13 protein-coding genes are annotated in these 15331 nt (G+C 70.0%); 10 read left to right on the top strand and 3 right to left on the bottom strand.

Annotated features, from left to right (window positions below; translation table 11 throughout):
- Positions 1-13 precede the first annotated feature (13 nt).
- The 3 genes from MOQ72_RS11155 to MOQ72_RS11165 all read right to left on the bottom strand — a co-directional run bounded on the left by MOQ72_RS11155 (position 14) and on the right by MOQ72_RS11165 (position 4210).
- Positions 14-2068: an NAD(+) synthase gene (locus MOQ72_RS11155; RefSeq protein WP_242182736.1), complete on the bottom strand. Its 2055-nt coding sequence runs from the start codon at positions 2066-2068 to the stop codon at positions 14-16.
- 405 nt (positions 2069-2473) lie between these two features.
- Positions 2474-2881 carry an Hsp20/alpha crystallin family protein gene (locus tag MOQ72_RS11160; protein ID WP_242182738.1) on the bottom strand — a complete coding sequence of 136 codons (408 nt, stop codon included), beginning with the start codon at positions 2879-2881 and terminating at the stop codon, positions 2474-2476.
- A gap of 123 nt (positions 2882-3004) precedes the next feature.
- Positions 3005-4210 carry a site-2 protease family protein gene (locus MOQ72_RS11165; RefSeq protein ID WP_242182740.1) on the bottom strand — a complete coding sequence of 402 codons (1206 nt, stop codon included), beginning with the start codon at positions 4208-4210 and terminating at the stop codon, positions 3005-3007.
- 202 nt (positions 4211-4412) lie between these two features.
- On the opposite strand from MOQ72_RS11165, the gene MOQ72_RS11170 reads away from it, so the two are divergent.
- The 10 genes from MOQ72_RS11170 (at position 4413) to MOQ72_RS11215 (ending at position 15194) form a co-directional block, all read left to right on the top strand.
- Entirely contained in the window at positions 4413-5018 is a 606-nt protein-coding gene (locus tag MOQ72_RS11170) for an HdeD family acid-resistance protein (protein WP_242182742.1), read from the top strand.
- 13 nt (positions 5019-5031) lie between these two features.
- Positions 5032-5271, top strand: a complete 240-nt coding sequence (locus tag MOQ72_RS11175) for a LapA family protein (protein WP_242182745.1) — start codon at positions 5032-5034, stop codon at positions 5269-5271.
- 162 nt (positions 5272-5433) lie between these two features.
- Positions 5434-6855, top strand: a complete 1422-nt coding sequence (locus tag MOQ72_RS11180; RefSeq protein ID WP_242182747.1) for a selenium-binding protein SBP56-related protein — start codon at positions 5434-5436, stop codon at positions 6853-6855.
- A gap of 49 nt (positions 6856-6904) precedes the next feature.
- Complete coding sequence (locus MOQ72_RS11185) at positions 6905-7513, top strand: DsbA family protein (protein WP_242182749.1); 609 nt, start codon at positions 6905-6907, stop codon at positions 7511-7513.
- A gap of 292 nt (positions 7514-7805) precedes the next feature.
- Entirely contained in the window at positions 7806-8492 is a 687-nt protein-coding gene (locus MOQ72_RS44440; protein WP_277953891.1) for a TetR/AcrR family transcriptional regulator, read from the top strand.
- A complete protein-coding gene (locus MOQ72_RS11195; protein WP_242182751.1) occupies positions 8485-9402 on the top strand; it encodes an ABC transporter ATP-binding protein in 918 nt (305 codons plus the stop codon). Before MOQ72_RS44440 ends, MOQ72_RS11195 begins: the two co-directional genes overlap by 8 nt.
- Positions 9399-11009: an ABC transporter permease gene (locus MOQ72_RS11200; RefSeq protein WP_242182753.1), complete on the top strand. Its 1611-nt coding sequence runs from the start codon at positions 9399-9401 to the stop codon at positions 11007-11009. Before MOQ72_RS11195 ends, MOQ72_RS11200 begins: the two co-directional genes overlap by 4 nt.
- 27 nt (positions 11010-11036) lie before the next feature.
- The gene (locus MOQ72_RS11205; protein WP_242182755.1) at positions 11037-11231 is read left to right on the top strand and encodes a cupin domain-containing protein; all 195 of its coding nucleotides are present in this window, start codon (positions 11037-11039) and stop codon (positions 11229-11231) included.
- A 287-nt stretch (positions 11232-11518) separates the two neighbouring features.
- Positions 11519-13966 carry a CehA/McbA family metallohydrolase gene (locus tag MOQ72_RS11210; RefSeq protein WP_242182757.1) on the top strand — a complete coding sequence of 816 codons (2448 nt, stop codon included), beginning with the start codon at positions 11519-11521 and terminating at the stop codon, positions 13964-13966.
- 322 nt (positions 13967-14288) lie between these two features.
- Entirely contained in the window at positions 14289-15194 is a 906-nt protein-coding gene (locus tag MOQ72_RS11215; protein ID WP_242182759.1) for an acetoacetate decarboxylase family protein, read from the top strand.
- Positions 15195-15331: the final 137 nt, after the last annotated feature.

Below are 15331 nucleotides of genomic sequence, written 5' to 3' on the forward strand. Positions count from 1 at the left end.
CTGGAAACGGTCTCTAGTCCGGGACGTTGCGTTCGAGTTCTTCGAGCCAGGCGCGGGCCGTGGCGTCGCTCGGCGCTCGCCAGTCGCTTCGGGGCGAGAGCGCGCCACCCGAGCCGACCTTGGGACCGTTGGGCAGTGCGGAGCGCTTGAACTGGCTGGTCTGGACGAAGCGGTGCAGGAACACCGCCAACCACCGCTTGATGGTGGCCAGGTCGTACTCGTTGCGCTTCTCCGGCGGGATGAGGCCGGGCCAGCTGCCCCGCGTCCGGTCTGCCCACGCCTGCTGCGCGAGGTAGGCGATGCGGCTCGGCCGGTAGCCGAACCGCAGCAGGTAGTAGAGGTGGAAGTCCTGCAGTTCGAAGGGGCCGACGACGGCTTCCGAATGTTGCGCGGGCTCGCCGCTGTCGGCCTCGCCGGGAGGTACGAGTTCCGGTGAGATGGCGGTGTCCAAGATGGACTGCAGCACCTTCGCCGCGGCACCGGTCAGCTCACCGGTGTCCACGGTCCACCGGATCAGGTACTGGACGAGCGTCTTGGGCACCGAGGCGTTGACGTTGTAGTGCGACATGTGGTCGCCGACCCCGTAGGTGCTCCAGCCCAGTGCGATCTCGCTGAGATCACCGGTGCCCACCACCAGCGCACCGCGCTGGTTGGCCAACCGGAACAGGTGGGAGGTGCGCTCACCGGCCTGCACGTTCTCGTAGGCGACGTCGTAGACAGGTTCACCGCAGGCCGCCGGGTGGTCGAGATCGCGCAGCATCTGCATCGCCGACGGTCGGATGTCGATCTCGCCCGCAGTCACCTCCAGCGCCGCCATCAGCAGGTGGGAGTTGCGCCGGGTGAGTTCGCTGGTGGCGAAACCGGGCAGCGAGAAGGCGAGCACGTTGCCGCGCGGCAGGCCGAGCCGGTCCATGCTCTTCGCGGCCACGATGAGCGCCTGGGTGGAGTCGAGCCCGCCGGAAACCCCGATGACCACCTTCGTGGTCCCGGTCGCGGCAAGTCGGCGGGTCAGACCCTGCACCTGGATCTGGTACACCTCGGCGCACCGCTCGCCGAGCGTGCGCGGATCGGCTGGCACGTAAGGAAAGCGCGGGACCTCGCGGCGCAGCGCGACAGTCGTGTCGGGCATCGGCAGGTCGACGCGGACCCGGCGCAGGCCGAGCAGTCGTTCCCGGTGGTCGTGCGCGCAGTCGGCGAAGCTCGTCGTGCGCATCCGGTCCTGGGCCAGGCGTTGCAGGTCCACATCGGCGGTGACCAGCTGCTCGCGAGCACTGAACCGGTCGCCCTCGGCGAGCTTCTCGCCGTTCTCGTAGATCAGCGCCTGTCCGTCCCAGGCGAGGTCGGTGGTGGATTCGCCCGGCCCGGCCGCGGCGTAGAGGTAGGCGGCGACGCACCGCGCCGAGTGCGCCGCGCACAGCTGGCGCCGGTAGTCCGCCTTGGCGATGGTGATGTTGCTGGCCGAAAGGTTGACCAGCACGCTCGCGTCGGCAAGAGCGGCCCAGGTGCTCGGCGGCACCGGAACCCACAGGTCCTCGCACACCTCGACGTGGAAGGTGAAACCGTCGAAGGCCGGGACGTCGAACAGCAGGTCATCGCCGAACGGGACATCGCTGCCGAGCAAGGTCAGCTGCCGCGCGGTCGCGTCCCGAGCCGCGGCGAAGTAACGCCTCTCGTAGAACTCCCGGTAGGTGGGCAGGTAGCTCTTGGGCACGACGCCGAGCACTTCGCCCCGGTGGATGACCACGGCGCAGTTGAACAGCCGCGCACCGCAGCGCAGCGGGGCGCCTACGACGAGCACGCTGCCCAGCTCGGCGCTCCCGCGCACCACCCGCCGCAGACCGGCGAGCACCGCGTCCTGGAGGGCGTCCTGGTGGAAGAGGTCATCGGCGGTGTACGAGGAGAGGCCGAGTTCCGGGAACAGCGTCAGCACCGCGTGGTCCGCGGCAGCCCGGCGGGCCAACGCCAGCGTGCGATCGGCGTTGAGCTCCGGGTCGACGCCGCCGACCAGCGGTATGGCCACCGCCATCCGCGCGAAGCCGTGCCGGTACAGGGATTCGAAATCAGCCATGGCCGACCACGCCGACGAAGCGGTCCCGAGGCATCGCAGCTCCTCATTGGAGGCGGATTCCGACGAGCCTCATCATCAGCCGCGCCTCGGGCCCGCGCAGCGCCACGGCATCTCAGGTCGCGCCGGAGGATGCCCGGCTGGCGAACGGGGTCGTGAGTGCGCAACCGGGCTGGAGCCCGGCTAGCCACTCACGACCCCGTCGGCGCCGCTGGACGCGAGTCGCGCGGGATTCCGCTCCGGCAGGGCGGGCTCGGCCTTTGTCGGCTCAGAACATGCGCGGATTCGGCGTGGCCGCAGCTGATCGTCAGGCAAGCGGCGGTAGCCGCTTCCAACCACACTCGCAGCTGGCACCGCCGCGGGTTCTCAGCCGCCCGCACCGCCACGCAAACCAATCCGAGCACCTTCTTACTTCCCCTTGCGGGCCACCGGGATTTCCTTGCTGATCTCGGCCTCGCGTCGCGGTACTCGGATGGTGAGGATGCCCGCTTCGTACTCGGCCTTGATGTCCTCGGTGTTGCAGCTGGCCGGTAGCAGCATGGTGCGGCTGAACGAGCCGTAGAAGAACTCGCTGTGCCGGTCGGTGCGCTCTTCGTGCTTGCGCTCGGCGTTGATCTTGAGTTGGTTGCCCTCCACGCTGATGTGGATGTCCTTGTCGGGATCCACGCCGGGCAGCTCGCTGCGGATCACGAAGTCGTTCTTGTCGGTGAAGGTCTCCACCCGCATCGTGTGCCGTTCGCCGAAGGGCCACTCCGATTCGAACATCTGGAAGATGTCGGGCAGTCCGAAGCCCGGCCGCGGCAGCATGCTGGTCATGATTTCCTCCCAGGACGAAGCACTTCGGTGTGTTCACCGTCCGGGTCGCGGACGAGCGATCCCCGGACGCATCGCGGGTACCCGTAGGGCGCTGAGCCCGAAACCGGCGCCGCCCGCGCACCGTCACCGCGGCCGTTGCTGGCCCGGATACCACCAGTGCGGCGGAGGTTCCGCCCCGTCCCGGCCGGGGTCGGACGACGCGGAAAGGTCAGCGGGGAGGCCGTGTTCGGCGACCGTGCGGCTGATGTCCGATGGCGAGATGATCCCGACGAGGTGGTTGGCGGCGAAGACGAGCAGCCGTCCGTCGGTTGCCGCGTGCAGCCGGGGCAACACCGACGCCAACGGCTCGTCGGGGTCAGCAGTCGGAATGCGGTCCGCTGGCGTCGCGATCTCGCGCAGCGCAGTCGTCGCTCGCCGCTGCTGTGCGACGGCGCGCATGCCGCGGAGGGTGATCAGGCCCTCGACCGCTCCGGCGCGGTCCAGGATCGGGAAGCTCGCGTGGTGCCGGTGCAGCGCGACTTCCGGCAGGAACTGCTCGACGGTCAACTGCCCGTCGGCTGTCTCGACCGGGTGGGACATCACGTCGCGCACCCGAATGCCAGCCAGCGTCGCGCTTGTCCGGGCCTGCCGTTCCTCGGCGGCGGCGACGCTGACGATGAACAGCCCCAACAAGATCCACCACAGCCCCTCGGTGGACTGCCGGATCAACTGCACGAACCCGGCGAGCACCAGCAGGTAGCCGAGCCCGAGTCCGGCGCGTGCCGACCACACCGCCGCCTGGTACCGGTCGCCCCGCCAACGCCACAGCGCCGCGCGCAACACCCGGCCGCCGTCCAACGGCGCCGCGGGAAGCAGGTTGAACACCGCCAGCACCACGTTCAGCATCGCCAGGTAGACCAGCACCGCCACCACCAGCCCGCGAAGGCCCGCCAGATACGCGATCCAGGCGAGCGCTCCGAACAGCACGGCGAGCACGGCACTGGCCGCTGGTCCGACCACGGCGATGCGCAGGTCGGCTCCGGGGCTGCGCGCCTCGTCGCGCAGCCGCGCGACGCCGCCCAACAGCCACAGGGTGATGCCCTCGACGGCCACCCCGTTCCGGCGCGCCACTACGGCGTGTGCGAGTTCGTGCCCCAGCAGCGAACCCAGCAGGAGGACTGCGGCGGCCAGCCCGGCGAGCACGTAGCTGACCGGGGAATGTCCGGGGAACACCGCCGGAAGCTGGTAGCCCGCCAAGCCGACGGCGACCACGACGACGATGCCCACCACGCTCCAGTGCATCCCGACCCGCACCCCGGCGATGCGGCCCAGCGGGACCGTTCCGTTCATGGCCGCGCTCCCAACCCGCAAGGTGGTCCAGCCCGAACTCCAGTGTGCCCGACCCCGCCACGTTCGGGTGGGAGTCATCCCTCATCAGGGTGGCTGGCGGGCACAGAGGTCGTTCGACTCTGGGGGAGACGTCGTGGCGGCTCGCACGCTGAGGATGTCGGGCCGCCATTGGCTTATTTCGACGTGTCCATGCGAGGCGATCATGTCCACTGCACCGGAACAGGCCACCGCGGCTTCCGCCGAACCGCTCGCCAAGCTCGGGCGGTCTTGGGGATGGCTGCTGGCGTTCGGAATCCTGACCCTGCTCGCCGGTGTCCTGGCGCTGGTTTGGCCGGGGCCAGCCGTCCTGACGTTGGCGATCATCTTCGGCGCCCAACTGTTCGTGGCCGGGATCTTCTGGTTCGTCCGGGCCGTGAGCTCGCACCAGGAAGGCGGCTTGGTGCAGGTGCTGCTGGCCGTGCTGGCCATCGTCGCCGGTGTCGTGGTGCTGCGGTCGCCGGTGGCGACCGTGCTGCTCTTCCCGCTGGTGCTGGGCCTGTTCTGGATGGTCAGCGGGCTCATCGAAACGTTCCACTCCATCGTCCGCGCGCAGGTTCCGGCGCGCGGCTGGGCGATCGTGTCCGGGGTGCTCAGCGTGCTCGCCGGAATCGCGCTGCTGGTCTACCCGGGGCTCGGCCTGGTGGTCCTGACCTACGTCCTCGGCATCTGGCTGGTGGTCTACGGGGCGATCGCGGCGATCCGGGCCATCCAGATGCGCCCGCGTGCTGCCGCGGTCACCGCCGCACACGCGGGTCCGGCACCGGCCTAACTGGAGCGAAGTCATGGGCGTTCCGAAGCACGAGCCGTCACCTGTCACGCCGCGCCGCCACCGGGTGTCGCCACGGGCTGTCACCGGGTTGGTCCTGGCGGTTCTGGCCGTGGTGCTCGCGGTCGAAAACCGGCAGCTGGTCGACATCAGGGTGTTCGTCCCGATGGTGACGATGCCACTGTGGACAGCGTTGGCCGTGCTGCTGATCGTCGGCGTTGTCATCGGATTCCTGGTCGCGCGGCCTCGAAAGTGAGCACGCCGCCGCACCTCGACGTCCAAGCCGGCGGCGGCTTTCACCGTGCGGCTGCCGACCAGTTGAGGCGGGGCGCGTCAGGTCTCACCATGTGAACGGTCTCGACGCTCCGCGTCGGATCGGAGACGCTGAGTGACGATGCCGTCTGGTCGAGGAGACAGGATGAGTTCTCCAGTCGAGCACGCGCCCGACCCCACCTTCTACCGCAGTCCGAGCGACGCCGTCGCCGCGCCCGCGGAACGGCTGGCCTACGTCGTCGCCTTCGACCGCACCGCCGAGCACCCGGACGCGCTGGCCGTTGTGGACACGGATCCGGAGTCCGCGAGCTTCGCCGAGGTGGTCGGCTGGGCCGACCTGCCGACCCGCGGCGACGAACTGCACCACTTCGGCTGGAACGCGTGCAGCAGCGCCTTCGCGCACGCCGGTCACCACACCGCTGGCCTGCAGCGCCGCTACCTGCTGCTGCCCGGCTTGCGGTCGTCGAACGTGCACGTCTACGACACCCACCCCGACCCCCGCCAGCCACAGTTGCTGAGGACCATCACGGCTGCCGAACTCGCGGCGAAGGCGGGCTATTCCCGGCCGCACACGCTGCACTGCGGGCCGGACGGGATCTACCTGTCCTGCCTCGGTGCGGCCGACGGCGACGACGGTCCAGGCGGCATCGCGGTGCTCGACCACGACACGTTCGACGTCGTGCGCGCGTGGGAAACCGACCGCGGACCCCAGCACCTGGCCTACGACGCGTGGTGGCACCTCAACCAGAACACCTTGATCACCAGCGAGTGGGGCACTCCGTCGATGGTGGAGAACGGGATCAACCCGGAACTGCTGCTGGGCAACGAATACGGCCACGCACTGCACTTCTGGGACCTGGCGCGGGGCCGCCACCTCCAGCGCGTGGACCTCGGCGCGCAGCACCAGATGGTGCTCGAACTCCGCCCCTCGCACGATCCCGACGCCACCTGGGGTTTCGTCGGCGTCGTCGTCAGCACCGAGGACCTGTCGGCGTCGGTCTGGCGTTGGCACCGGGAACGCGGGAGCTGGCAGGCGGACAAGGTGATCACGATTCCGGCGGAACCGGCGCCCGTGGACCAGTTGCCACCCGCACTGCAACCGTTCGGCGCGGTGCCGCCCCTGGTGACCGACATCAACCTGTCCGTGGACGACCGGTTCCTGTACGTCTCGTGCTGGGGCACCGGTGAGCTGAAGCAGTTCGACGTCAGCGACCCGGCGCAGCCGCGCGAGACCGGATCGGTGCGGCTCGGCGGCATCACCGGACGCGTCGCCCACCCAGCCGCACCGACCGAGCCGTTGTCCGGTGGGCCGCAGATGGTCGAGGTCAGCCGCGACGGTCGGCGCATCTACCTGACCAACTCGCTCTACGGCGCTTGGGACGACCAGTTCTACCCGGACGGCGTCGGCGCCTGGTTCGCCAAGCTCGACACCGATCCGGACGCCGGTGGTGGGCTGGCGGTCGATGAGCGGTTCTTCCCGCACGGCGAGCAGTTCCGCGGTCTGCGGGTCCACCAGGTCCGGCTGGAAGGCGGCGACGCCTCCTCGGACTCGTACTGCTATCCGTGACCCGGCCCGCGCCGGGAACAACCACACCGGACGAGGATGTTGACCCACCATGACCTCCACATTCGCTGTCACTTGGGACTACCGGTGCCCGTTCGCCCGCAACGCGCACGAGCACCTGCTCACCGGGCTGGCCGCGGGCGCGGACTGGCAGGTCCGGTACCTGCCGTTCTCCCTCGGCCAGGCGCACGTCGAAGAGGGCCAGCCGAGCGTCTGGGAGAAGCCGGAGCAGGACACCGGGATCGTCGCGCTGCAAGTCGGCGTCATCGTTCGAGACGAGTTCCCGGAGCAGTTCCCGGCGGTGCACCGCGGCCTGTTCGCGGCACGCCACGACGCGGGATTGCACCTGGAGGATCGCGCGCTGCTCGAACGCGTCCTCGTCGACCACGACATTCCCGTCGACGCGGTGTTCGCGCGCATCGACGACGGTGCCGCGCTGGAGCAGGTGCGGGCCGAGCACGAGCAGTTCGTGGCCTCGCACAACGTTTGGGGTGTGCCGACGTTCATCGCCGACGATCAGGCGGTGTTCGTCCGGCTGATGAACCGCGCACCGCTGGGGGCCGATCCGGCGCCGTCCATCCAGGCCATCGAGCGCGTGGTGGACCTGCTGACCGGGTGGACCGACCTCAACGAGTTCAAGCACACCTCCATCCCACGCTGACACCTAGTCCACAGTGGACTGACGACGCGGCGCCCGCGTGCCGGTGGCGACGCGGATTGCAGGCGGCTGGTCGCGCGGTCGCGTCGACGTAGCTCCCGCGCCGATTTCGCGCGAAATCGCACGCGCTTCCCGCGGCCTCGTCGATCAGCGGGCGGATTCGCGGTGAACGTGGTTTCCGATTGAGTCCGATCGCCAGCGCGGCATCGTGCGCTCCCCGCACTGGTCTACCGACTACACATGCGTGTAGCATCCTTTCCGTACGTGTAGCCAGCTGTACGGGTGGATAGGGCTGATGGCTGTGGTCGCACCTGACCCGGAAGACCTCACCGCGCGCGCTCGAATCCGGGACGCAGCTCTGCGGCACTTCGGTGAGCACGGGTTCGAGCGGGCGACGATCCGCGGGATCGCCGAGACCGCTGGCGTGTCCTCGGGGCTGGTTCGCCACCACTTCGGTTCCAAGCAAGCATTGCGCGAGGCGTGCGACGACCACCTGGTCAAGGTGCTGCGTCGGCTCAACGAGCAGGTCCGGGCCGACCCCACTCCTGGCGATGTGAACTACGTGGCGGTCGCCCGCTCGACATTGGGGCCCTACCAGCGGTATCTGGCACGCGCCCTGGCTGACGGCTCGGCGGCGGCGCTGTTCGACGAGGTCGTCGTGCTGGGGGAGCGGTGGCTCGCCGACGCCGACAAGAGCCGCCCCGACCCTCCTGATGTCGACCTCAAGACGCGGGCGACGGTGATCACCGCGATGGCGCTGTCGATCACGGTCCTGCACCAGCACGTGTCCCGCGGGATGGGCGTCGAACTGTTCAGCCCCGAAGGCGACCAACTGCTCGCCCGGACGCTGATCGACATCTACTCGCATCCGATGCTCAGCCTTGCCGACGCCGCTTCGACCCGCGCCGCCCTCGACAAGATCCAGCACGACGCGACTCGAGCGGATCCACTGCACCAACATGAGGAGCACCACGATGACTGACGCCATTTCGGTGGCTGGGCTGGTCAAGACCTTTGGCTCGACCCGAGCGCTGAACGGGCTCGATCTCGCCGTGCGCACCGGCGAGGTGCACGGCTTCCTGGGACCCAACGGCGCGGGGAAGAGCACCACGATCCGCGTCCTGCTCGGTCTGATGCGCGCGGACGCGGGTAGCGCTCGGCTGCTCGGCGGCGATCCGTGGCGGGATGCCACCGCGCTGCACCGCCGACTGGCCTACGTGCCGGGCGACGTCACGCTCTGGCCCAACCTCTCCGGTGGCGAGGTGATCGACCTGCTCGGCCGCCTTCGCGGCGGGTTGGACCGGCGGCGCCGCGCCGACCTGCTGGCGCGCTTCGACCTCGATCCCCGCAAGAAGGGCCGCACCTACTCCAAGGGCAACCGGCAGAAGGTGGCCCTGGTCGCGGCGCTGGCCTCGGAGGTCGAACTGCTGGTCCTCGACGAACCGACTTCCGGCCTGGACCCGCTGATGGAGGAGGTGTTCCGCGAGACGATCCGCGAGGAACAGCGGCGCGGCGACCGCACCGTGCTGCTTTCCAGCCACATCCTGGCCGAGGTCGAGGCGCTGTGCGACCGGCTCACCATCATCCGCGACGGCCGGGCCGTCGAAACCGGCACCCTCGCGGACCTGAGGCACCTCACCCGCACCTCGATCCAGGCCGAGCTGGACGGCCCGCCGGACGGGCTGGCCGACCTGCCCGGCGTGCACGACCTCAGCGCCGAGAACGGCCGGGTGCGCTTCGACGTCGACACCGCCGCGTTGGACACGGCGCTGCGCCACCTCACCGCGGTGGGCGTGCGCAGCCTCGTCAGCCAGCCACCCACGCTGGAGGAACTGTTCCTGCGGCACTACGAGCGGACCGGCACGACGCGGCATGCGGGGGTGGCGCGATGAGCGAGCTCACCGGCACCGGGAAGCTTATTCGGCTCGCGCTGCGGCGTGATCGCATGTTGCTGCCGATCTGGGTGCTCTTCCCCGTTGTGGTCCCAGTGGTTTTCGTCGCCGCTTTCAACGGTGCGTACCCGACCCCGCAGGCGTTGCAGGAGTACGCGGAAACCAGCGCCCACAATGCCGCTTTCACCGTGATGTACGGCGCGCTGCACGGGGGGAGTCTCGGCCAGCTGATCGCCTGGCGCTCCGGGTTCGTCCCGGTGATCGTCGGACTGCTCAGCGTCCTCACGGTCATCCGGCACACCCGTGCTGAAGAAGAAGCGGGTCGTCGCGAACTGATCGGTTCGACCGCGGCCGGGCGGCACGCGGGCCTGGCGGCTGCTCTGATCGTCACCGGCGGGGCCGATCTGGTCATGGGCGTGCTGTCGGCGTTGGCGTTGATCGGCCAGGGCCTGCCCGCAGCCGGTTCGCTGGCGTACGGAATCGGACTCGTGGTGACAGGCTGGGTCTTCACCGCGACCGGTGCGGTCGTCGCCCAGCTGACCACTGGCGCCGGGAGCGCTCGCGGTCTGGGCAGCGTGGTCCTGGGTGTCGCGTTCCTGTTGCGCGGTATCGGTGATGTCAGTGCGTCCGGCGGTGGGGGATTGGGCTGGGTCTCCTGGCTGTCGCCGATCGGTTGGGCGGGCCAGCTCCGGCCGTTCAGCGGCGAGCGCTGGTGGGTCCTCGGGCTGGCGGTCAGCGCGGTCGTCGCGCTCACCGCAGCGGCGGTCGCGCTCTCCGAGCGGCGGGACGTCGGCAGTGGCCTGTTTCACTCCCGTTCCGGTGTTGCTGAGGCAGCGCCGGGATTGCGCACCCCGCTGGCGCTTGCCTGGCGGCTGCACCGCGACTCGCTGGTGGCCCGCGCGGTGGGCTTCGCCGTGGTCGGTCTCTGCCTCGGTGGCATCGCGACGAGCATCGGCGAGCTGATGAACAACAGCACCCCGGCGGCGCGCGAAGTCCTGGCCAGGCTGGGCGGTCCGGGCACCGTCGTCGATCAGTACTTCGTGGGTGTCATGACCATGATCGGCGTGGCCTGCGCAGCGTTCGGCATCCAGGCCGCGCTCCGGCTCCGCGCCGAGGAGAGCGGCGGCCGGGCCGAGCCACTGCTGGCCGCGCCGGTCGACAGACTGCGCTGGGCGAGCGGCCACTTCGCCTTCGCGCTGCTCGGTTCGGCTCTCTGGCTGGCCGTGTTCGGCTTGGCCGCCGGTCTCGCACATGGGCTGAACACCAGTCATATCGGCCGGGAACTGCCCCGCGTGCTGGGTGCGGCGGTCGTGCAACTGCCTGCGGTGTGGGTGTTCGTCGGGCTGGCGTTCGCGCTGTTCGGCCTGTTGCCCCGGCTCGCCGCAGGCGCGTTCGCCGTGCTCATGGTGAGCCTGCTGCTCGGCTGGTTGGGCGGGGAACTCCAGCTGAGCCAGTGGGTGCTCGACCTGTCGGTGTTCAACCACATCCCGCAGCTTCCCGGTGGCGACGTGGCCGTGCTGCCGCTGGTCGTGCTCACCGCGATCGCGGCGGCGCTGACCGTGCTCGGCCTGCTCGGTCTGCGCCGCCGGGACGTGCCAGCTGGCTGAAGTCCATTGTGGAGCGACGGGCTGTCAATGCTTTCCGCCGAGCATCAACTGTCCACATGGGACACAACCCACGTGGCCGCCGGAGTTCCGCACTGCTTCCGCAACGCCTCCGACACCGAGCCGATGCGCATCCTGTGGACCTACGCCTCGGTTGACGCGACCCGCACCATCGTCGAATCCGGCGTCACGTCCCGCGTCGACGCCGAGCACGGCCGCCGCTGAGCCTCCGCCCCCGCTGCGGCATAGCTTGGCTTCGAGTTCAGCTGCACCACGGCCGTACGCAACACGCGCGTAATCCATTCGGATGAATCTTGCCGGGACGGAGTACGAGCGGCACGGGCAGGCGCTGCCGGATGCGCCAAGCAAGATCCATTCTCGTCGGGAGCTCACAGCCTCCCGCAGGGCTGACTGAAGCAGTGCCGCATGCCTGTCCGGACGCTCCTCGTCGGTGGCCAGAACGGCATCAGGCACGGAATCTCCCTGCTCTGAAATGCTATGGAAGGAAAGAAATGGGTCTGACGCGCAGGCAGTTCATGGTCGCGAGCGGGGCCGCCGCGACCGGCATCGCTGCCTCCCCGGCGCTCGCGACCGCCAGTGGCTTCGCCGGAGCCAGCAAGGAACCGCAGGGGATGTGGCTGGTCGGCGACACGCACGTGCACGACGACCACTCCGCCGACGGGAGCCTGCCGCGCCAGCAGTCGAAGCAGACGCTACCGGGCAACTTGCCCGTCGGTGACCAGATCGGGCAGGCGGAGCGCACCGGCCTGGACTTCCTGCCGCTGACCGACCACCGCACGTACGACCAGCACTGGGATCCGCAGTGGACGTCGGAGCGGCTGCTGCTGATTCCGGGCGAGGAGGCCAACGGCGCGCCGCACGCGATCGTGCTCGGCGCGGTCGATCACGTGGTGGACGGCGCCAACCCGCCTGGCTCTCCCGCGTTCCGGCACGTCCAGCAGTCGATCTGGGACGTGCGTTCGCAGGACGCGGTGTGGCACGTCGCGCATCCCGACGACGGCGAGTACACCCCGGCCGACGGGCCCAACGACAACGCCAGCGCACAGGGCATGCACGGCATCGAGGTGCTGAACGTTTCCTCCGATCCCGACGTGCAGCTGGACTACGCGGAGAACCGCTGGAACCGCGGTTTCCGCACCGGCGTCAGCGCCGCCAGCGACTGCCACTTCCGCGAGCTGTGGGGGGTTGCCGGACCAGGCCAGCCAGCCACCCGGGTGTTCGCCGCCGACCGCAGCGTTCGCGCGATCCTGGACGCCCTCAAGGCGGGCCGCACCACGGTGTCCGCCAGCGTCGCGGGCCCGTTCGTGACGATCGAGGCCGACCTCGACGGCGACGGACGGTTCGAAGCGATCGGCGGTGACGAGACCGTGGTCACCGACCGTCGGCTGTCAAACCACGCCGCCCTGCGGGTCCGCGTCAGTCGCGGCGCTGGGACCCGCCTGCTCGTGTACGCCGCGCCGGGACGCTCGGCGGGCGCCGTGCTCGACACCGCCGTGGTCGGCGACGACGACACTCACGTCCTTCCGCTCGCGCTGTCGGCCGACCACGTCTGGTTCCGCGCTGAGGTGCGGTCGCCGGGCAGCCCTTCCGGCGCCGACGCCGACCCGAACCGGCCGGACCAACTGCGCGCGGCGACCTCGCCGGTCTTCGTGTCAGTCGGCCAGCAAGCCACACCCGAGCCGGAAATTCCGTTGCCCCCGCCGGAAGCTGGCGACGACGGTGCCGTGGCGGTGCTCGGCGAGAGCGGCGCGTTCGCTGGCTTCGCCGACGTCGCCGCCACGAACGGTGACGTGCACGTGGTCGCCCAGCGGCACGTGGACGGGCGCAGTGCCGTGGTGTACCGCCGCGTCGACGGCCGTGGGCACGGCAGGTACGAGGTTGAGCTGTCCGACGGTTCGGGCACCGCGACCGCGCCGCGGGTCGCCGCGTCCGGTCGCGACGTCTGGGTGGTCTGGCAGGACGAACGCGGCCAGGAGCAGCCGCACCGGCCCGCGATCTACCTGCGGCACAGCAGCAATGGCGGCTTGAACTTCGCTCCGGCCACCCGACTCGACGAAGGCACCGGGCGCGCCGTGCACCCCGCCATCGCGCTGCTCGGCAGCGGGCAACCGGTGGTCGCGTGGGCAGCCAGCACCGGCGGTGCCTTCGACGTGTACGCCCAGGTGATCGGCATTGATCCGCACCCGGCGAACGTGTCCGCTGCGGGCAAGGCGGTCAGCGCGGGTGACCCGGCCGCCGACGCCCGCTCGCCGCGCTACCCGGCCTCGCTGTTCCCGTCGGTGACCGTCGGCAAGGACGACCGCATCCTCATCGTCTGGCAGGACGACCGGTTCGACCCGGATCCACTGTGGACGGGGCACACCCCGCCAGCCGGAGAGCCAGCCGGCGGCGGGACCGATCCCGACAACTGGCAGATCCTCGCCAGCACCCGTGCGGGCCTGCACGTCGGCTGGAGCGACGCGGTCCAGGTCAGCGCCGCCACCGACCGCGCCGACCGGCATCCGAGCGCGGCCACCGACCGCGACGACGCGTTCGTCGTCGCCTGGGACAGTGGTGCGCTGCAGAGTTCGGGCACGAACCTGTCGCTGAGGTCGAGCCGGTCCACCGACGGCGGGCTCACCTGGACCGCCTTCCAGCCGTTCGCCGTGGACACGAACGCGATGAGCCAGCGGCCGCGGTTGAGCCGCGACCAGGACGGCTCGGTCCGTGCGGTCTGGTACGACTCCCGCGCGGCGGACTGGCGCTGGAAGATCTTCACGGCCCGCAGCACGGCGGACGCTGGCTGGTCGGCGCCCGTCCAGCTGACCAAGACGGGCAACGCCACCTTCCCCGCCGCCTCGGCCGGGCTCGTCGTGTTCACCGGCGACCGCGGAGCCACCCGCGGCCAGCGGGACGGAACCCAGCAGGTCCACCTGGTCTCCGCCGATCCGCAGTCCTGACCCGCACCGCTATCCCGTGGCGGAACCTCGGACGAGCGGAGCGGAGCGGTCACCGGCCTATTGGCCCGGCGTCCCGTGGTGATCGCTCGAATTGTCCAGGATGGACATTTCGCGCCAAGTGACGATATCCGCGTCATTCATCGACAAAACGGGCAATGCTGCCGCCGTGCTGTCTCGCACGTGTTGACGTTGAACCAGGCGGAAACGGGATCCGTGGAGGAATCGATAGGAGTCCGGAGCCTGTCAACAGGCCAGCGACGTCCTGTCTCCGCTCCACTCGCTCGACACAGAAGGTGAAGGAACTCCCTTGCACAACAAAGAAGTGGGACGACGGAACGTGCTCGCTGGCGGACTGGCGGCGATGGCGACCACTGCCGTCGCGGCTCCCGCGTTCGCGGACGAGACAGCCGTTGCAGCCACCACCGCCGCGACCGTCGACGAGAAGCTGAAGGGCTACACCTACCCGCTCAGCGCGCGCGGCGAGGCCAACTTGGCGGCGGCACCACCCTGGCACTACGCGGGCGATGTCGTCGGCGTCGAATTCTGGACCTCGGCGGCGGCCGCCGCGGCATCTCTGCCGACCGGGCTGGACCCCGACCCGGCATCCTCCGGCCACGGATACGCGCTGTTCATCGACTGGCAGTTCTCCGGTGACAACGAGGAATATCTCGATCCGGTGCGCAGCCAGTACGGCGAGTTCCTGGTCCTGCTGGACGCGGTGTGGCAAGGCACTCCCGTCGCGTGGTGCCCGTTCATCTACGTCGACAACGACTCCGCCCTGGCGCGTGGCTGGGTGCAGGGTTTTCCGAAGAAGATGGGCGCGATCCGGCAGACCAGGGCCTTCGCCGTGAACAGCCAGGCCGCTCCGGTGGTCGGTGCAGGGGGGAAGTTCGCCGCCAGCATGTCGGCGGCGGGACACCGGCTGGCCGAAGCGACGGTCACCCTGGAGAAGACGTCTGCGACGTTGCCCGCGCTCGGCCGACCGATCGTCAACCTGCGGCACTTCCCCCGCCTGTCCCTGGGGCAGTACGACAACCCGGCCGTCCACGAACTGACCATGTCCATTTTGGACAATCCGCAGGTGGCGAACACCTGGATCGGCAGCGGCGGCCTCACCTTCCTGCCCGCGCCAGGTGAGGAGCTCGCCGCTCTGGCACCCGAACGCACCGGTGCCGGATTCCGCGGCTCGCTGTCCTACACGGTCACCGACCTGCGCATCCTGAACTGAGGCCCGCCCGGGGGGGGGCGGGGGGCCGGCCCCCCCCCCGGCGGGGGGGGGGGGTGTATGAGGGATGGGGGGGGTGGGCGCGGGGGGGGGGGGGGGTGGGGGGGCCCCCCCCGGGGGGGGGGGGGGGGGGTAAGAGC

The organism is Saccharopolyspora soli (genome assembly GCF_022678645.1).
GTDB lineage: Bacteria > Actinomycetota > Actinomycetes > Mycobacteriales > Pseudonocardiaceae > Saccharopolyspora > Saccharopolyspora soli.